We start from the raw sequence: 18,625 nt of genomic DNA on the forward strand, positions 1-18,625 counted from the left end.
TATTAGATATCGTTGATGTAATGATAACAGAACATCAACGCTGTACGGCTCCACCTGGTCGCTGATAGATTCGAAAACAGCGGCGATTTCGACGGAGGCATCGAGATAAGTCTGCATGCGCGGCTGAATGACGGTAAGACGCGGGCATTTATTCTCCGCTTCCCACAGAGCCTCTGCTGTCTGCACTCCCCACTTTTTTGCTTCCGGACAGGCGGCCAGAATCACACCGCTTCGAATCTCCGGGTCCCCTGCGACCACTACAGGATGTTCCTCCAGATCCGGCCGGAAAACTTTTTCGAGGCTGGCGTAAAAAGACTGCATATCGATAAGAAAAACAGTACGTTCCATATTCAACGCTCCATTGTACGTGTTGTACGTTTTAGTATAAGGGAACTTATGTTCTTCATCAAGGAGAAGGTTTTTCTAATGGTGCCAGGGACCTCCACTCTTCATTCGGCGGCAGCTGCAGCTCCTCAACCGGAGATCCGCTGCGGTTTACCCAGACGGTAGTAAAGCCGAATGCTTCTGCCCCGCTGATATCCCACCCGTTACTTGATAAGAAAGTGATATCAGACCGGTGGACGGGGACATTATCAAGAATAAGCTGGTAGGAGGCAGGGGACGGTTTATACTGCTTCACATCATCCACACTGAGAACAGAATCAATATAGGAACGAATACCGCCGTAACGCAGCAGTGGTTCCAACATGCTCCGTGTACCATTGCTGAATACGATCACGGTGCTGCCTTTATTTTTCAGGGTCTGCAGAACACGGCTGCTCTCGGGAAACAGTTCAAGCGATTGGTAGGCTTCCAGCAGCGCAGTTTCCGTGCTGGCGGACAGTGTAGTACCGGCTGCGGCCGCTGCATAGCGAAGTGCGTCCCGCGTTACGTGTTCAAAGGAGCGGTATTTACCCATAGCCTGGCGGAGAAATGTGTATTGTATCTGTTTTTCCCTCCAGATTCTGCTTAATGTTTCTCCTTTTTCTGGTACTGCCTGATCGCACGCTGCAGTGATGGAATGAACATCGAACAAAGTGCCGTATACATCGAACACATACGTAGAAGATGGCATTATTTTTTACCCCCTTTTTCTGTACCGTTTCCCGTTTTCTTCTGTAATCATGCATCGAGGTCGTTTGAACGTGAATCGATCTATAAAGACAAATCCGTTTTACCGGAACCTTTATTTCAGAGTACCGGTGCATGTCTGACATTTAAGATTTAATGTTTAAAATTATTTCAGCGGGGAACGCAGATAAAAGGACGCAATCAATTGAAGGAGGCTTACGATGAAGATTGACAAAATATTTTTAGGAAAAGATGAACGAGTTGTATTTGATACCGCCGAACTGACGGTTAAAAATAATGATCCGGAGCAGTGGGAAGCAGTCCTTTACGGCGTGGAAAACCAGCGCTTTTTTATGGAAGCGCTCCGCGACAGCCGTAAAGAACATTTGATTTTTGAAACCGAAAAAGGCACAATGGACGGCATGGTGGCAGTGGAAGGCCTTGATCCCGCCAGTACCGAAAATGTAGTGACCCTTACCGGTGCCAGTACATTGAATGGCTACAAACAATAAACAAAAAGAAGTACCCCGGGCTGTTTTTTTACAGCCCGGGGTTTTTTATCAGATGGAAAAGTATAGAATGTCAGCGTTTTGGTTTCAGTTCCAGCATCCAGCTGCCCGAGGTTTCTTCCCGTGTGAATTCGGGCAGCAGACTGCCCTTCGCACCCGCTCCAGAACCTGTTGCAGCTTTCAAGGGTACTTCCTCTTTTCTTTATAAAAACAACTCATAAAGTTCTGCATTCCCGGTAAAAATAGCATTATGCAAACAGCTAAAAGCGATAAAAAGGGGATGCGGAAATATGACAGGCACAAAGAACGACAACCAGTATAAAACGGCACTTATCGGATGGAGTCTGCCATCCATTGAGGCAGCGGACGAACTCGGCCGTCCTTTTGTCATTGTAGGGCCGCCGCACTGTGAGCAGTATGCTGAGAAATATGATCTTCCTTTTATTGCGTGGGATTTTGATCATTATAAAAAAAATTATTCGATGGAAGACGTATGGGAGCAGAGTGAGGAGCTTTATCAGTTACTGAAAGAGGAGAATACAGGCCTTGCGGTTCCATTGTTTGAAGATACGGTAGAGTGGGCTGCAGCTGTTAACGGAAGAATTAAAGAAGACCCGAAAATTTTCAAGCATTCTCTGCTCTTCCGTCATAAAGGAAAAATGAAACGAAGGGCTCTCCTGGGAGGATTGAAAGTCGGTGTTTTTGAAGAAGCCAACAGCAAAGAAGAAGTGAAACAGTTCTTCCGGCGTGTTAACGATGCCATGTTGAAAGCCGGGGAAGAAGACCAGGATCCGGTTCACGTAAAGGCATTTGATAAAGCAGGAGACGTAGGCCACAGGATTATCCGCACGGAAGCCGATATTGATGCTTTGGAGGATGAGGCGTTTCCCAACCTGGTAGAAAGCCATCTCGACGGGGTGGAAGTTTCCTGCGAAGTATTTGTGCATAATGGCAATATTCAATTCCTGAATATCACCGAATATATTGTATTCGGATATTCCATGATGGTACCGCCGTCTCCGGAAATCGAGAAACAGCGCAAAAAAATCAGAGGAGCTGTCCAGTCTCTGATCCGGGCGTTTGATATTCAGTACGGTCTGATTCATCCGGAATTTTTCATTGATGAAGAAGGCAAAATCAGTTTCATCGAAGTGGCCGCGCGCATTCCAGGTGGCAATATCTTTGATTTAATAAAAAAAACGTACGATTTCAATCCATTTCAGGCACACATCCTTTGTTCCGATCCGAATACGAGCGAAGAAGATCTGCGGTCATTTTTTCCAAAAGAACGGAAATCCAAAGGACATGCCGGAAGCCTGATGGTGTACCCCAGGGTAAAGAGCATCGAGAAACTGAATGTGCCGCAGGAACTGGAAGAACACCCTGGGTTTGACCGTCATACGATGTTCACTCCGGTGCAGCGAAAAGTTCCTGAAATGGAAGGCTTCGGGAACCCGCAAGGTGTGGTATTTTTCCATCATGACAACCACGACCACGTGAGAGAACCATTACGTGATTATGCTGATTTTGATTTTTACATCTAACGGAAAATGGAAAGGAGATTGCACATGGCAGTTCAAATGAACACAGGCGGGGAAGAACAAACGCTCAAACAGGCATTTGAAACATTGAATCAGGCAGCCCCTTATGCCAAGGATATGTACCAGAATCACTTTTTCCAGACAGCAAAAAAGATGGCAGAAAAAGAAGAAGGAATACGAAAGCTTTACGAATATGCGCCGCGATTTAATGAGGCAGGGGTGTTTGAAGGAGGGCCGTGGGAAGAGCCGTCTAAGCTGCAGCCGGCTCTTGTCAACGGATCCCTGCGTTCTGATGGAGTAGAATCCATTGTCGCGCTCCTTAGTGAACTCAGAATGGTTGCACTGGCCCGGGAAAAACATACCCATCCTGAAGTGAGCGCGTCCGATGCCAAAAAATATCTCCATGAAGTAATGGCAAATAATCTGGATTTTATTTTTCCGGAGGAAACCGAGGACCCCGCAGAACAGGAGCAGCAGGGGAAAGAAACTGAGCGGGCTCAGCGTCTGTTTGCCTTGATGGTGGAAGAATTGTCGCTTCAGTCCATTTCGAGTACGCTGATTGATGAAATCAAGCGGCTGATGGTGCAGCGTCCGATTATGACGGAAAGAGTGCGGTTAATGATAAGAAAAGCGGAGCAGCTGCTCCATGAAGACGTGGATGAACAGGATAGAAAAGCAATCGAAACGTTTCACAATGCGATTTCCACTGTCACAGAGCGGGCAAAACGATGCGAAAGTATCAGTGAATACCGCAACAGTCTGCAGGACCTTGATAACGAGGAACTGAGCAAAGAAGCGGCGGCGTTCGGGGAATCGATGAGAGAAACCGGACTTGTGTCCGGGTATCATGTGGCGTTGATCCGGCATTTAAATCGCAATGGTGATATAAAGATACTGCAGGAAGCGATGGGATTAAGCAGCAAAGGCAGTTCCAACCTGAAAGAGCATTATGAAACCGTACAGGAACTCATCAAAGTCTCCATTCACCTGCCGACCCGCCAGTCCCTGTACGGGCTGGCCCGTATGCTGGAACGCGGGGTTCTCTCCCAGCCGCCGGTACTTCCCGGACTTCGGCGCCTGATTGAACTGGATATCAAACAGGACGTCAGAAAAACGCTGATGGAAGCTTCAGACAGTGAACAGGAAGGTCTGACAGCAGGTGATGTGCTGACAGCGGGAGTAATTAGTGTACTCGGACAGCCGCTTGGTATAGGTCAGGGTCTTAATCCGACCTGCCAGAGTGCGAGAGCCCTCAGCCTCTGGTCGATTCATGATCCGGGCTACCTCCTCGAACTTATCCCAAGAGCGGCTCGTGACGGTGATATTGATATGGGGTTTGAAGGTCAGACCATTCATTCGAAAGATCTCCCGGGCGGCCTGGCTCCGGAACTTCATAAAGAACTGGACCCGGTTTCTCTCGTTCTTGTACCCCATCTCGACAGAATTTATGCTGACATGGTCCGACGCGTACAGTTCCGTGGTGATGATCCGCATAAATGGGTGAACCCTGCCTTTTACGGGGACTGGATAGCAAAAGCATTCAGCAAAGTATTTCAGCATAACACACAGAATGTCATCGATTATCAAGGATTTGTGCGTCTGTTTTATGCAACACATCACCGTGATTATAATGAAGGCCATGAAATGATTTATCCCAATCCTGTCGGTATCTGCGTAACGACGGTGTATGGAAATTTTCTAGGCTTCCACGCCATTACGATTCAGCGGATTGCAGATGACCCCGATGATACGTACCGAGTCTATTTCTATAACCCCAATAATGACAGCTCCCAGAACTGGGGTCAGGGGATTGAACCAAGCGTCCGTGGACACGGAGAAAAAGAGGGTGAATCCTCCCTTCCTTTTCACGAATTTGTGTCCCGGCTGTATGCTTTTCATTACAATCCTTATGAACAGGGAGATTCGTTTGCGGTTGAAAAGGAAGTTGTGGAAAAGATTGAACAGCTTGCCAAGGAAAGCTGGGGCCGTAATTTTCAGTGGGTTTAAGATAAGGCTGGAACCACGGCTGTTGATTATCCAAATATAGGAAACGTTTCGTTGGACTCCGCCTTTCCTGCCCGCTTTCCGCGGGCGTCGCCTCAGCTACATCGTAGTAAAGGAGGATCGGCTAAGTTCGGCACGTCCTGTGCCAACGCCGATCTGACTCACCTCGTATGAGCCTCCGGTGATCTTCGGCTGACGCTTTTCCCGCTGGAGTCGGGCAGACGGCTCCGTCCAACGAAAAAGAAAGAGGGATACATGCTTTGATCACAGATGCACCCTCCTCATAGAATCCTTTTCCATTCCTTTATATGGTAAATCAACAGGCGTGGGCTGGAACAAAACGAAACTGTTTAGTTGAAAAGACGGAGAAAGGGGAAAATCCTGCTCCGTCTTTTCTTTTTTGACATGCAGTTGAAAGCGTTGGGCAGATAAACGCACAAAGGCGGCTGGTACATGCCCTTTTTCAACCTCCGTTGTATCAGCGGATTCGAAGCTGCCGGTACCATATATTCATCGATTCAAGCTGTCCTGCTATGTTGCTGTTACGAACCATCGTACCTCCGTACTCAAATCCGTGGTAGACGTTCACCAGGTTCATGCCAAACGACAGGGAACGCGAATAAGAAAATAGGGACCACAGCCCTTTGCGCTGCATCTGCTGGATCAGGTAGGAAAATTGAGTGCTTAACAGTCCTTGATTTCGGTGATCCGGATGGGTGGCGCAGTCGCTCATCTCAGCACTCCGAAAAGATTCAAGGACATCGGCGGAGCAGGCGCTGACGATACTTCCTTCATATTCCATGATGGTGAAATACACTTCTTCTTTCATTATATTACGGATAAATTTTGGGTCGTGCATAGGGGTGGGATAGGTTCGAAACACGGAGCGGTAAAGACGCGCCATTTCCTCTGCGTCGTTTTCGCCCGGGTGGCGCATCGTATAACCTGTTGGAATAAGAGAACGTTCTTTTTCCGAAGGAAAGCTTAGAGCATTTTGCAGCACGAGATCCTCTTGAAGTTGATCCACGGGATGAGCACGCTGTGGTTCTAGAAACCAGGAATAGATAAAAGCGTCTGCTCCGCGGAAAAAACCTTTGATTTCTCCTTCGCGGGTGAAGGGAGCTTTTTCAAAACGGGATCGCTCTTTGTTTTTTACGTAAAAAATCAGTTTATCGCAGTTCTGTTCCACCGAAAAGTCGTGAAGCCATGCCAAAAAAGCATTCCATTGCGAGTAAGGCGGAAGTTTATAAACTTTTATCCGCTCACTGAAGGGTTCAATGACTATATCGTCTTTCAGATGAGTCGACCAACGCTGTGTGAGGATATTCATGGCGGCCCTCCGTTTTTCTAAAAATCGCCATTATTTCGGCGTACTATACAATAGATACGACCGCAAGACAGAGATTAGAATGAAATTTTTCAAAACGTGGCGTTTTCTGCCGTGAAAAAGCCCCGAAGGCAGGGAAAACCTGCCTCCGGGGCTGGCGGCGTGAAAACCGGGTATTTAACTGCAGTCGACAGAGGCTTGGGAGCAGTCCGGCTGTCCGGCGCAGACCACTGCAAATCCTGAGACAAAAAATCCGCGTTTATGAAGGAGACGTATGCTTAAATTACGCGAAACCTTATCAGGGGTAACAACAAACACCCTGGTTGCATCAATAGTTTGAATATGACGTTTTAAATAAGGATAAGGAAGCAGATGTGCATTCTTTACGGGAAAGTGATCGGCCTCCTGGTAGTCACGGACATCCAGAATGATAGTTCCCTCCGGCAGAGACTGCTCGGGGAGTGGCGCACTATTCACACCGGAAACCGGCATCCATCGCTGATAAAAAAAGATAATAAGACCAAGACTGATAATTCCAAGCAGCAAAGCTGGCCACAGCATCATTCTGTAATACCTCCACTAGGTTATTAGGAAAAGACTATACCATGCAGAATTGTATCGGCACCTTTATCGTGAATCAAACGGAATGCATGAGGTTAAACCGTAAATAGTATACTATATATACAAGCTTTACGGATAGACCCTCATCACGAAAAGACAAATTTATTTTTTTAATAGCAGATGTTTGTTAAAGTGGGAATAAGGAAAAAAGGAGGTGTCTGCATGGCCGAAGAAATGACGGAGCTCGAAGAACGAGTAATGGCTGAACTGGAAAACGTAACAGACCCGGAACTTGGCATTGATATTGTAAATCTGGGCCTTGTTTACGGAGTCGATGTAGGGGAAGAGAATAATGTTAAAATCACCATGACACTTACAGCAATGGGCTGTCCTCTTGCTGAAACCATCGTCAGTGATATAAAGTACTCCCTGCAGGATCTGCAGGAGTTTGGCGAAATTAACGAAATTGACGTAGATATCGTTTGGACCCCGCCATGGACGAAAGATAAAATGTCCCGTTACGCCAAGATTGCTCTTGGAGTGTCGGATTAATAAACAAACCCCGGAATGCCGAGCTGCTGCGCGGAACCGGGGTTGTTTTTTCACGATGCTTGTGTAGTAGACAAAACAGCCCTTTCAGGGTTTCTGCGGCTGTACGACGCATTTCAGCCCCTCTTTTCCATCGGCTGTATGGAAAGCCATATCTGTTTCATACAGGGCAAACGTATGCGTAATAAAAAAGTCAAAATCAATCAAGCCTTCGTCAATCCATTTGACAGCTTCCATATGAAGATCTCTCGGGGCCCCGTGGGTCCCGGTGACGCGAAGCTGTTTATAAATGATTTTATCCGTATCAAAGGGTGGTGGTTCGTCAGATTTAATTCCGGCAAAAAGAAGAATGCTGCCGGTTTTTTTTACGACATTCAGTGCTTCATTCTGCAAGCCTGAAGAGGGAGCGGTAACAATAACACAGTCCGCGCCCAAACCGCCTGTTTCTCCGGCAATAATGTCAGACGTATTGTTTGAAGAAGGATCAACAACAATATCGGCACCGGCCTCCGCCGCTTTCTGCCTGCGTGGAGCGGAGCGCTGGACGGCAATGACACGCGCGGCTCCCAATCGTTTAAGAGCCGCGATATACATACAGCCGATTGCGCCGGCGCCGTACACAACGACGGTGTCACCAGCTCGTGCTCCCACTTCACGGAGGCCGCTTAATACGCAGGAGAAAGGTTCTGACAAACAGGCCTGTTCAAAACTGGTCGTGCCGGCAATCTTTTGAATGGATCCAAAACGAACAAACTCACGAGGGAGAACAATGTATTCCGCAAAGCCTCCATCCACCTGATAGCCGATAGAATGCTTTTTCACACATTGGTGTCCCATATTTATTTGACAGTAATGACAGATGCCGCATGGAATGTGCGCGCCGAGCGTGACACGATCCCCTTCCTGAAAACCAGAAACTGAACTTCCTGTCTGTACAATTTCACCTGCAATTTCATGGCCGGTAACCCTTGGCATATCAATTCTGGAATCCCCCTGTTTAAAAATCCGGAGATCCGATCCACAGATTCCGACGGCGTAGACTTTTATTGTTATTTCTTCTGCTCCACAAGGGGGTACTATCATTTCCCGGTACTCAAGCTGCTGTTTTCCGGTTAATGCTACTGCGTGCATGCCATGCCCTCCTTTCAAAGGATGTATTAGGATGAAGGAAGAAAAGTTACAGTTTTCTGTAAAAGATAACGTATTCTTTCTTTTTCCCGTTCTACACGCGGAGGATCCCAGCCAAGCACTCCTCCCATCGCGCTGCTCACGGATTCGAGTGTTGCTGTTACCTTTTCCGGTTGAAATAATAGATAACTGGTGCGGCGGTCATAAAAATCTTCGAGGGAAGCGGCCATTTCCTGTTTCACTGTGTAGATGGCTTCTCCTGCTGTGTTGCGTGTCACCGGGTGTTCATACAAATGACGCACCGACTCAATCTGCTGTAACAGTGCATTCGTGTTTGACCCATAACGAAATACGTATTCTTCGACTTCCTGAAAGGTCAGTTTCAAGTGGTCATACGAACGGGTCAGCCTGTGAATAAAGGCTGTCATATCTTCTTCCGATGCAAAATGCCCGCCGCTTAATCTAATATCATCGGTGCGGGAAGATGATAATTTAAGATTTTCACGTTTGGCGGCATAAGCCAGCACTCGCTCCGCCATTTTACGATAGCCGGTCAGTTTGCCCCCGGCAATCGTAATAAGACCCGAATCGGATTCAAAAATCTCGTCGTGCCGGGACAGTTCCGAAGGTTCACTGTCGTCGTAACCGATAAGGGGGCGGACCCCGGCCCAGCTGGAAATAATATCGTCCCGAGTAAGAGTAAGAGAAGGAAACATGTCATGCAGACAGCCGATTAAATAGTCACATTCGGACTGATAAACATGCATGTCATCCAGGTCATTGTAATAGAGCGATTCTGTTGAACCGACATACGTTGTGTTTCCTTTTGGAATAACGGCAATCATCCGGCCATGATGCTGAAAGTAAATCGAAGACTGCACCGGCAGTGTTTCATAAGAAAAAACGAGATGAACCCCTTTGGCATGAACCATATGCTTTCCGGACACCGGCTCGTCTTTTTTTCGTACTTCATCCACCCATGGTCCCCCTGCATTGACCACTATGCGACCCGAAACCGTGAATGTTTCTCCGGTTACATGATCTTCCACAGTAATCCCGCTGATCCTGCCGTTATCATCGAACGTAAAACCATCCACTTCAGCATAATTTAAAACCGAAGCATCCATTTCAGAAGCCGTTTTGGCGGTTTCCATTGTCAGCCTGCTGTCATCGGTGCGGTATTCTACATACTCTCCACTCCCTTCTACCGTATTTTTGTTGAATAAGGGTTCTTTTTGAAGGGTTTGTTTCTTCGAATGCAGACGGTGTCGTTCTTCTTTTTTTACACCAGCGAGCCTATCGTACGTGGAGAGACCTATTTTCAATGTAAAGGGATTGAATGATTCTCCCTTAATCAGAGGAAAAAGCATCTGAATAGGGTAAACAAGGTGTCTGGCATTCCGGTACACGATATCACGTTCTGTACCGACTTCACGTACGATGGAAAATTCGTAATTTTTCAGGTACTTCAACCCGCCGTGAATCAGCTTCCCGGAACGGCTGCTAGTCCCGGAAGCAAAGTCTTTTCTTTCAATTAAAGCTGTCTTCAATCCCCGTGCGGCAGCATCCAGAGCTATACCACTGCCTGTAATACCGCCGCCGATGACAATCATGTCGAATGTCACGTCTGTCATGTACCGGCGGAGGGCGTCGCGGTGAACAGTAGAAAAAGTATGACTCAAAGACTCTCTCTCCTTTACAAAAGTTCTTTGTAACATCATTTGTAAATATGGTAGTCTCAGCATAGCGTACTATCCATTGTTCGTCAATAAAGGGCTTACATTTTATAAAGAAACTATTTTAGAAACAGGCAGGTCGTTCTACAACGGAGAAAATTCCTGCTATGATGTACATGATCAATATTGTGACAATTGTTAAAAGGAGGCGTTGCACATGGACTGGAAAGAGCGCAGACAAATGGTTCGAATAGCGAAACTATATCATCTGGAAAATTGGACACAAACAGAAATAGCCAAAAAAGTAGAACTCTCCCGTCCCATCATTTCCAAACTGCTGCAAAGAGCAAAGGAAATGGGGATTGTGGAAATTTATATCAACGATGAAACGCTCCATACGGTAAAACTCGAAAATGAAATAGAAAAAAAGTATAACTTGAAGGATGTTGTCGTTGCTGCTTCTGGTACCCATGGAACAGAAGTGGTCAAACGCCGGGTAGGACAAGCAGCAGCTTCCTATGTTTCTAAAAAGATAGACTCTCTGAACAGGATCGGTATTTCCTGGGGGAAGTCGATGCATGCTTTTATCGATGAATTTCCGGCACGGGCTGGAAAACATGTACATCTGGTGCCTTTGATCGGCGGGATGGGAAGCAATGATGTTCATCTTCATTCCAATCATCTGACCTTTCATCTTGCGCAGAAACTGAACACGACTTCTTCTTATCTTCATGCGCCGGCTATGGTAGAAACCGAGGATTTGAAGAACAGCCTGATGCAGTCCAAAGATATTGCCGAAGTGATAGAAGAGGGCAGAACAGTGGATCTTGCGGTGGTGGGGGTCGGTATTCCCTCGGAGAAGGCAACCATGGCGGAAATGGGATATTTCAGCCCGGATGATATCGAGTCATTAAGAGAGGCAGAAGCCATCGGGGATATGAACTCGCAGTTTTACAATAAAGACGGCATGGAAATTGTGCACACCTTAAACAATCGAACGATTGCTTTAACGATGGAGGATTTAAAGCACATTCCGGAAGTAGTCGCGGTAACCGATGGTGTAGAAAAAGTGGAAAGTCTTCATGCTGCATTGAAAAGCGGATGTATCGATGTGCTGGTAACAGACTATAACATGGCAGGGATACTGCTGGAGCAGACATTTTAACTATGATGAATAAATCTTTCTGTAGAAAGGTTGACAAAACAATGAAAGCGTTTTATTATTTTTACAAAAGTTAAGACATTATACATTTGTAAAAAGGAGGGAAAAGAGATGTGGGGTACCTTTTTTATTATCTTTGCTGCCATCTGGACATTACAATTTTTATTGACCCACCTGCAGGTGAAACATTACCAGGGCAAAATCAGGGAAATGAGCCGAAAACACAAAGGTTATCTTGGGACAGGATTTTTTAAAAAAAGATTCGGAAACGGTGCGGTGATGCTGCTGGTTTGTGATGATGAAACCAAAATCAAGGAAGCAAAAGTGATGAAAGGCTTAACTGTATTTGCAAGATTTCGAACGGTAAAAAAATTAATTGGTCTGACACTGGAGGAGAGCAGAGACCTTGATACGTTGACGGTAAAAGAAAGCAGCGCTCTGGCTGATGCTGCCGGTATGATTGAAAAAGAAATGAAAAAGAAAAGAGAGGGGAATGAAGCATGGATTTCTTAATTACACTAGCTGAAGGCTTTATCGGCATGTTTGAAGCAGGCGGTGAGACGTTTACCGGCCTGGTGACAGATATTATTCCTTTATTAATTGTTTTGATTACAGCTGTAAACGCTGTCATTAAATTCGTCGGTGAGGAACGGGTGAACCGTTTTGCCCAGAAATGTACGAAATACTTTATTCTACGTTATACTATCTTTCCATTTATGGCCGTGTTCTTTCTCACCAACCCGATGTGTTACACGTTCGGCCGTTTTCTTCCGGAACGCCAAAAGCCGGCCTTTTATGATTCGGCCGTATCGTTTGTACACCCTGTTACAGGGCTTTTCCCTCACGCCAACGCAGCAGAATTGTTCGTCTATACAGGGGTTGCAGCGGGGATTTCGGATATCGGTTTATCCCAGGGGCCGCTCGCTTTGAGATTTCTGCTTGTTGGTATTGCTGTTATGCTTCTCCGGGGTGTTGTTACGGAAATAATCACCAATTATATGATTAAAAACAATAAAAGAAAATCAGAAGCCGCGGCTGAATAAAAAACAGCAAGTCGAAAAATTGCAGGAAAACGGAGGAGGTTAAATAAATGAGTGAATATCATGCAGTAAAAGTACACAAAGGCGCGTCCGGTTGGGGTGGCCCGCTTGTTATTCAGCCGGATGAAGACAAAAAATATGTCGTATCAGTCACCGGAGGCGGAATCCACCCAGTTGCCCGGGAAATCGCCGACCGCACCGGTGCAACAGCTGTAGATGGCTTTGAACAATCCGTGGAAAAAGAAGAAATGATTTGTGCGGTTATCAACTGCGGCGGCACGGCAAGAAGTGGTGTGTATCCGCGGATGGGAGTATTGACCATCAATGTGTTCAGTAACTCTCCGTCCGGTCCGCTGATGAAATTTATCAAAGAAACGAACTTTGTTTCCGGTGTTGGAACCGATAATATTGAAGATGTGGAAGGCGGATCAGTTGAGAAAAGTGTGGAAGAAGCCAATGAAGAAATAGAAAATAAAGAATCTTCAAAAGACGAAACGCAGAAAGTAACGAAAGAGGCTGCCAAAGAACAGGTAGCAGAACAGGGGTACAACGGCAAAGAAAAAAGCAAAATCGGCCAGTTTATTGACACCCTTGGTAATAAAATCGGGAATGTCGTCAGCATTTTTTTCCAGTCCGGACGGGAAACCGTCGACACTGTTATTAAGAATATTCTGCCATTTATGGCGTTTGTCAGTATGCTTATCGGTATTATTAACTATACAGGAATCGGCGATTTAATTGCTAACTATGTTTCCCCGCTTGCTGGTTCACTCACCGGTATGTTAATTCTTTCGCTCCTTGGAGCCATACCGCTTATTTCTCCGATTCTCGCACCCGGGGCGGTTATCGCCCAGGTTGTCGGCGTGCTGATCGGTGTAGAAATCGGGAATGGTAACATTCCGCCGCAGATGGCGCTGCCTGCCTTGTTTGCGATTAACCCTCAGGTAGGAATGGACTTTATCCCTGTAGGTTTGACGCTCGGGGAAGCAGAGCCGGAAACGGTGGAAGTCGGTATACCGGCTGTTCTTTTCTCCCGTTTAATCACAGGACCAATCGCTGTTGTCATTGCGTATTTCGCTAGTTTCGGTCTTTATTAGTTGGATGGTCTTCCCTTTGCAGTCTGAGGGGGGACTTTCCCTTCTTTTTTTCTCTTTTTCATAACATTTGTAAAAATAAAGAACAAAAGAAAAAGAGAGATTGACATTAAATCTGTAGTAGATTACTATAATTACAAAAGTTATATTAATGAACAAATGTAATGGAGGTGCATCATGCTTAAATCTGTGGAACTTCTTCCGGAAAAATCAAGCGATGAATTGATTGGTCTGTTGAAGGAAATGTGGACAATCCGTTATTTCGATGAAAAAGTAGACGAATTTTTTGCCAAGGGAATGATTCACGGGACTACGCATCTTTGTGTCGGCCAGGAACCGACAGCTTCCGGACCGTGCTCGGTGCTGCGCAGCGATGACAAAATAACCAGTACGCACCGCGGCCACGGCCATTGTATTGCTAAAGGGGCGGACATCAATCTGATGATGGCGGAGCTTTTTGGACGCTCCACCGGCTACTGCAAAGGAAAAGGCGGTTCCATGCACATTGCTGATGTAGAAAAAGGAAACCTTGGCGCCAATGGCATTGTCGGAGGAGGTATTCCGCTTGCCACCGGCGCAGCACTGACATCCAAAATGAAAAACCAGGAAGATGTCATTCTCAGCTATTTCGGAGACGGCGCCGCCAATGAGGGAAGTTTTCATGAATCACTTAACCTTGCCTCCATCTGGGATCTTCCGGTCGTGTTTATCTGCGAAAATAATCAGTACGGGATGTCCGGTTCCGTCAAGGAAATGGTAAACATCGAAGATATTGCCGAACGTGCTTCGTCTTACGGCATCCCCGGAGTTGTTGTAGATGGTAACGACCTTGTTGAAATAATGAATGAAACCGATAAGGCCGTGCAGCATGCCCGGCAAGGCAAAGGTCCTGTTTTGATTGAAGCAAAAACGTACCGCTGGAAAGGGCACTCGAAATCAGATGCCCGTAAGTACCGGACCCGGGAAGAAGAACAGACCTGGAAAGAGAAAGACGGTATTAAGCGCTTTCGGGAGCTTTTGATCCATGAAGAAATTCTGACTGAAGACGATGCAGAAAATATACGTAAAGAAGCCAAACAAAACGTTGAAGAAGCAGTTCAATTCGCGGAAGAAAGTCCGGAACCTGGACTGGATACACTGCTTGAAGATGTCTACGCCTGAAATACCGCTTAGGAACAGGAGGGGAAACCAGTGAGAGAATTAACGTATGTAGAAGCATTACGCGAATGTATGTCACAGGAAATGAGAGAAAATGAAAATGTTTTTCTGATGGGAGAGGACATCGGTGTATACGGTGGAGCCTTTGGAGTCACCCGCGGAATGATTGAAGAGTTCGGTTCAAAGAGAGTGCGTAACACGCCAATATCGGAAGCCGGAATTACCGGATCAGCGATTGGATCAGCACTTACCGGCATGCAGCCGATTGTGGAGCTGCAATTCTCCGATTTTATTACCATTGCGATGGATCAACTTGCCAACCAGGCGGCAAAACTGCGTTACATGTACGGAGGAAAAGGCAACGTTCCGATGGTGCTGCGGACCCCTGCGGGCTCCGGTACAGGCGCAGCCGCTCAGCATTCACAGAGCCTGGAAGCGTGGGTTGCTCATGTTCCGGGGCTGAAAGTGGTACAGCCATCTACCGCCTATGATGCAAAAGGTCTTTTGAAAGCAGCGATAGATGATCCAAATCCGGTTATCTTTTACGAACACAAACTGCTGTATAAAACGAGCAGTGACGATGTTCCGGAAGAATCATATCGTATTCCACTCGGTCAGGCCGACGTCAAGAAAGAAGGAACAGACGTCACGATTGTGGCGACGTCCGTGATGGTCCACCGGGCGCTGGATGCGGCGGAAAAGCTTTCTGAAGAAGGAATCAGCGTGGAAGTCATTGATCCCCGTTCCATCGTTCCGCTGGATGAAGAAACCATCGTGCAGTCGGTCATTAAAACGAACCGCGTCGTTGTTGTTCACGAAGCGGTGAAGCGCGGCGGTTACGGCGCGGAAATAGCGAGTATGATTACAGAAAGCGAAGCGTTTGATTTTCTGGATGCACCGGTGAAACGGCTTGGCGCCTCGCCGGTGCCGGTCCCTTATAATCCGGAGCTTGAAAAAGCGATGACGCCCCAGACCGACGATTTGATTCAGACATGCAGAGAAACCCTGCAGCGCACGTAAGGAGGTGAATCCCTGTGGCAAAAGAAGTTTTCATGCCGAAACTGAGCAGTACGATGGAAACCGGTACGATCCTGCAATGGATGAAAAATGAAGGAGACCCGGTGGAAATGGGTGAACCGGTTTTTGAAGTCATGAGTGACAAAATAAACATTGAAGTGGAAGCCTACGAAGAAGGTTTTATGCTGAAAAAATATTACAATGTTGATGATGTGGTGCCTGTAAATACGGTAGTCGGCTATATCGGTGAAAAAGAGGAGAATGTACCGGACACTCCTCCGGAAAGTACAGAGGACTCCGAATCCGATGCTGCATCGGAACCTGAACAAAACGAACCAGCCGCACATGGCACTGAGTCTTCTTCGGTTAGACAGGTCGAACGGGGACAGATTCGCGCAACACCGGCGGCCAGACGTGTGGCAAGAGAGGAAGAAGTGAGCCTTTCTGACGTAACAGGGAGCGGTCCGAAGCAGCGGGTTCAGCAGCAGGATGTGCGTGATTTCCTCCAGAATGCTCCGAAACCTCCGAAAGCAACACCGCTTGCCCGTAAGTGGGCCGAGGATCAGAACGTTGATTTAAACACGGTGGAAGGTTCCGGCCCTGTAAACAAAATTTATACAAAAGATTTATCCGCAGCACAAGAAGAGACGGTTTCATCCGAACCGGACCGGATTCCGGTGAAAGGCGTCCGCAAAGTAGTTGCCGATCGTATGGCAGAAAGTGCATCCACCGTTCCACATGTCACGCTCAACTCTGATGTTGATATGACCGAAGCTATCCGGCTGCGGAGCCAGATTCAGGATAAAGTCGTCGAACAGACCGGTTCGAAGTTGTCCTATACTGAAATTATAATGAAAGCTGTGGCTGCAGCCCTGAAACGGCATCCATCCATCAATGCTTCCCTGTCTTCCGATCAGCAGGAAATCCTGCTGCACCGAGACATCAATATCGGGCTTGCAGTTGCGACAGAGCAGGGTCTTGTCGTTCCTGTGGTTCCGAGTGCCGGAGAGAAAGGATTGACAGCTCTCGTCAAGGAAAGCAAACAGCTCGCGGCTGACGCACGAAACCAGCAGCTGAATCCTCAGCAGATGCAGGGAGGAACATTCACCATCAGCAATCTTGGCATGTATGCTGTAGACGGGTTCACTCCGATCATCAACCAGCCTGAAGCTGCTATTCTCGGTGTTGGACAGATGAAAGAAACACCAACTGCTCGTAATGGAAATGTGGAACTGCGCCCGCTGACTACATTCAGCCTTTCCTTTGATCATCGGATTGTAGATGGAGCACCGGCTGCTGCGTTTTTGACAGAATTGAAACAGATGCTCGAAGCTCCCTATGAATTGTTGATGTAAGGAAGGAGGCGCCCTGATGCATAATTATGATATCATCATTATCGGAAGCGGTCCGGGGGGCTATACAGCTGCTCTCCGGGCTGCCAATGAAGGAAAGAAAACTGCGGTGGTGGAAGACCGTAAAATAGGGGGAACGTGCCTGCACCGCGGCTGTATTCCTTCCAAGACAATGCTGCAGCACGCTGAAGTCCTTCATCAGGTGGAAGGTTCAGCTGCCTGGGGGATAGAAACAGGAGACGTTTCTTTTTCCTACACCGCGATGCTGGAACGAAAAGAGAAGGTTGTTTCCCAGCTCGAGGCTGGAATCACAGCACTGATGAAAAAAGGGAAAATTGATGTTTTTCCCGGACGTGGCAGTGTAAATAATGAAAAGGAAGTTACCGTGGAAAAAGAAGGGCAGACTGAACGTCTGCAAGCACCTGCGGTTATTGCCGCTGCAGGGACCAGTCCGTTTGTGCCGCCTGTGAGCGGACTTCGCGAAACGGCACACTTCACCAGTGATACTATTTTTGAGAAACGAGAACTTCCCTCGTCCCTGCTTATTGTAGGAGGCGGGATCGTAGGAGTAGAATATGCCTGTCTTTTTGCCGGACTGCATGTAGACGTTACGATTGTGGAAATGCAGGAAGATATTCTAACAGGCGAAGATAAAGATGCTTCCGCCTTACTGCGGCGTTCCCTGGAAAAGCAGGGAGTTACCGTGGAAACCGGTGCGGCCCTCCATGATGTCCAAACCAAAAAGCAAAAAGCGGTAACTGTCGTATATACACGGAAGGATGGATCCAGAGAGGAAATAGATGTAGATGACGTCCTCGTGACAGCCGGCCGCAAACCGAACAATGCTGTGCTCGAAGATACATCTGTCCAGTACGTGGACGGGTTTGTCCGGGTGAATGAAAATATGGAAACCAGTGTTACCGGCTTATATACAATCGGTGATCTTGCAGCAGGAGGCTGGAAACTCGCTCATGCTGCAAGTGCAGAAGGCATTACCGCGGTGGAGCACGCCTGCGGTCTGAAGCCTTCCATTCACAAGTCCCTGATTCCAAGGTGTATTTATACGTTCCCGGAGATTGCCGCGGTTGGAATGACAGAAGAGGAAGTGCAGCAGCGTGGTTATGATTATAAAACAGAACTCATTCCATTGCAGGGAAACGGCAAGGCGATGGCAATGGAAGTGTCAGATGGATTTACCAAGATCATTGTAGAGAAAAAGCATGGCGAGATTCTGGGTGCCGTTCTTGCAGGGCCCCACGTTACTGAAATGATTGGAGAACCTGCTGCCTACATCCATCTGGAAGGGACCGTCGACGAACTTGCTTCTATGGTGCACCCGCATCCGACTTTGCTGGAGAGCTTGTATGAAGCAGCACGCTCCTGGATCGGCAAAGGAATTCATCATTAATGATTCCTGCCGCCGCCGATGGTATCAT

17 protein-coding genes and 1 pseudogene are annotated in these 18,625 nt (G+C 47.2%); 12 read left to right on the top strand and 6 right to left on the bottom strand.

The window, feature by feature from the left end:
- Positions 1-33 precede the first annotated feature (33 nt).
- A pseudogene (locus tag BM058_RS02240) lies at positions 34-348 on the bottom strand (Y-family DNA polymerase); the annotation flags it as partial.
- Between the two features lie 58 nt (positions 349-406).
- Positions 407-1,075 carry a haloacid dehalogenase type II gene (locus BM058_RS02245; protein ID WP_090925409.1) on the bottom strand — a complete coding sequence of 223 codons (669 nt, stop codon included), beginning with the start codon at positions 1,073-1,075 and terminating at the stop codon, positions 407-409.
- A gap of 217 nt (positions 1,076-1,292) precedes the next feature.
- Here BM058_RS02245 and BM058_RS02250 point away from each other — a divergent pair, with 217 nt between their 5' ends.
- The 3 genes from BM058_RS02250 to BM058_RS02260 all read left to right on the top strand — a co-directional run bounded on the left by BM058_RS02250 (position 1,293) and on the right by BM058_RS02260 (position 5,128).
- Positions 1,293-1,583, top strand: coding sequence for a hypothetical protein (locus BM058_RS02250; RefSeq protein ID WP_090925410.1), 291 nt, complete (start codon positions 1,293-1,295; stop codon positions 1,581-1,583).
- A 287-nt stretch (positions 1,584-1,870) separates the two neighbouring features.
- Positions 1,871-3,124, top strand: a complete 1,254-nt coding sequence (locus BM058_RS02255; protein WP_090925411.1) for an ATP-grasp domain-containing protein — start codon at positions 1,871-1,873, stop codon at positions 3,122-3,124.
- A 24-nt stretch (positions 3,125-3,148) separates the two neighbouring features.
- Complete coding sequence (locus tag BM058_RS02260) at positions 3,149-5,128, top strand: hypothetical protein (protein WP_090925412.1); 1,980 nt, start codon at positions 3,149-3,151, stop codon at positions 5,126-5,128.
- A 475-nt stretch (positions 5,129-5,603) separates the two neighbouring features.
- On the opposite strand, the gene ablB is transcribed toward BM058_RS02260, so the two are convergent.
- Together ablB and BM058_RS02270 are read right to left on the bottom strand one after the other, a co-directional pair.
- On the bottom strand, positions 5,604-6,455 hold the full coding sequence (gene ablB, locus BM058_RS02265) for a putative beta-lysine N-acetyltransferase (protein WP_090925413.1): 852 nt from the start codon (positions 6,453-6,455) through the stop codon (positions 5,604-5,606).
- 174 nt (positions 6,456-6,629) lie between these two features.
- Positions 6,630-7,016, bottom strand: coding sequence for a hypothetical protein (locus tag BM058_RS02270; RefSeq protein ID WP_090925414.1), 387 nt, complete (start codon positions 7,014-7,016; stop codon positions 6,630-6,632).
- 219 nt (positions 7,017-7,235) lie between these two features.
- Here BM058_RS02270 and BM058_RS02275 point away from each other — a divergent pair, with 219 nt between their 5' ends.
- The gene (locus tag BM058_RS02275) at positions 7,236-7,565 is read left to right on the top strand and encodes a metal-sulfur cluster assembly factor (RefSeq protein ID WP_245736791.1); all 330 of its coding nucleotides are present in this window, start codon (positions 7,236-7,238) and stop codon (positions 7,563-7,565) included.
- An 84-nt stretch (positions 7,566-7,649) separates the two neighbouring features.
- Here BM058_RS02275 and BM058_RS02280 read toward each other — a convergent pair whose 3' ends face one another.
- Together BM058_RS02280 and BM058_RS02285 are read right to left on the bottom strand one after the other, a co-directional pair.
- Complete coding sequence (locus tag BM058_RS02280) at positions 7,650-8,693, bottom strand: alcohol dehydrogenase catalytic domain-containing protein (RefSeq protein ID WP_090925415.1); 1,044 nt, start codon at positions 8,691-8,693, stop codon at positions 7,650-7,652.
- Positions 8,694-8,719: 26 nt separating this feature from the next.
- On the bottom strand, positions 8,720-10,372 hold the full coding sequence (locus BM058_RS02285; RefSeq protein WP_177195394.1) for a glycerol-3-phosphate dehydrogenase/oxidase: 1,653 nt from the start codon (positions 10,370-10,372) through the stop codon (positions 8,720-8,722).
- Positions 10,373-10,583: 211 nt separating this feature from the next.
- Between BM058_RS02285 and BM058_RS02290 the strand changes: the two genes are divergently transcribed.
- The 8 genes from BM058_RS02290 to lpdA all read left to right on the top strand — a co-directional run bounded on the left by BM058_RS02290 (position 10,584) and on the right by lpdA (position 18,597).
- Complete coding sequence (locus BM058_RS02290; protein WP_090925417.1) at positions 10,584-11,531, top strand: sugar-binding transcriptional regulator; 948 nt, start codon at positions 10,584-10,586, stop codon at positions 11,529-11,531.
- A gap of 108 nt (positions 11,532-11,639) precedes the next feature.
- Positions 11,640-12,041 (top strand): transcriptional regulator GutM, encoded by a 402-nt coding sequence (locus BM058_RS02295; RefSeq protein WP_090925418.1) that lies wholly within the window; start codon positions 11,640-11,642, stop codon positions 12,039-12,041.
- Entirely contained in the window at positions 12,029-12,571 is a 543-nt protein-coding gene (gene srlA, locus BM058_RS02300; RefSeq protein ID WP_090925419.1) for a PTS glucitol/sorbitol transporter subunit IIC, read from the top strand. Before BM058_RS02295 ends, srlA begins: the two co-directional genes overlap by 13 nt.
- A 47-nt stretch (positions 12,572-12,618) precedes the next feature.
- Positions 12,619-13,665, top strand: coding sequence for a PTS glucitol/sorbitol transporter subunit IIB (srlE, locus tag BM058_RS02305; protein WP_090925420.1), 1,047 nt, complete (start codon positions 12,619-12,621; stop codon positions 13,663-13,665).
- A gap of 174 nt (positions 13,666-13,839) precedes the next feature.
- Positions 13,840-14,823 carry a thiamine pyrophosphate-dependent dehydrogenase E1 component subunit alpha gene (locus BM058_RS02310; RefSeq protein WP_090925421.1) on the top strand — a complete coding sequence of 328 codons (984 nt, stop codon included), beginning with the start codon at positions 13,840-13,842 and terminating at the stop codon, positions 14,821-14,823.
- A gap of 30 nt (positions 14,824-14,853) precedes the next feature.
- Positions 14,854-15,840: an alpha-ketoacid dehydrogenase subunit beta gene (locus BM058_RS02315; protein ID WP_090925422.1), complete on the top strand. Its 987-nt coding sequence runs from the start codon at positions 14,854-14,856 to the stop codon at positions 15,838-15,840.
- A gap of 14 nt (positions 15,841-15,854) precedes the next feature.
- Positions 15,855-17,192 (top strand): dihydrolipoamide acetyltransferase family protein, encoded by a 1,338-nt coding sequence (locus tag BM058_RS02320; RefSeq protein WP_090925423.1) that lies wholly within the window; start codon positions 15,855-15,857, stop codon positions 17,190-17,192.
- 16 nt (positions 17,193-17,208) lie between these two features.
- A complete protein-coding gene (gene lpdA / locus BM058_RS02325) occupies positions 17,209-18,597 on the top strand; it encodes a dihydrolipoyl dehydrogenase (RefSeq protein WP_090925424.1) in 1,389 nt (462 codons plus the stop codon).
- Positions 18,598-18,625: the final 28 nt, after the last annotated feature.

It is taken from the genome of Salibacterium qingdaonense, assembly GCF_900114715.1.
Taxonomy (GTDB): domain Bacteria; phylum Bacillota; class Bacilli; order Bacillales; family Marinococcaceae; genus Salibacterium; species Salibacterium qingdaonense.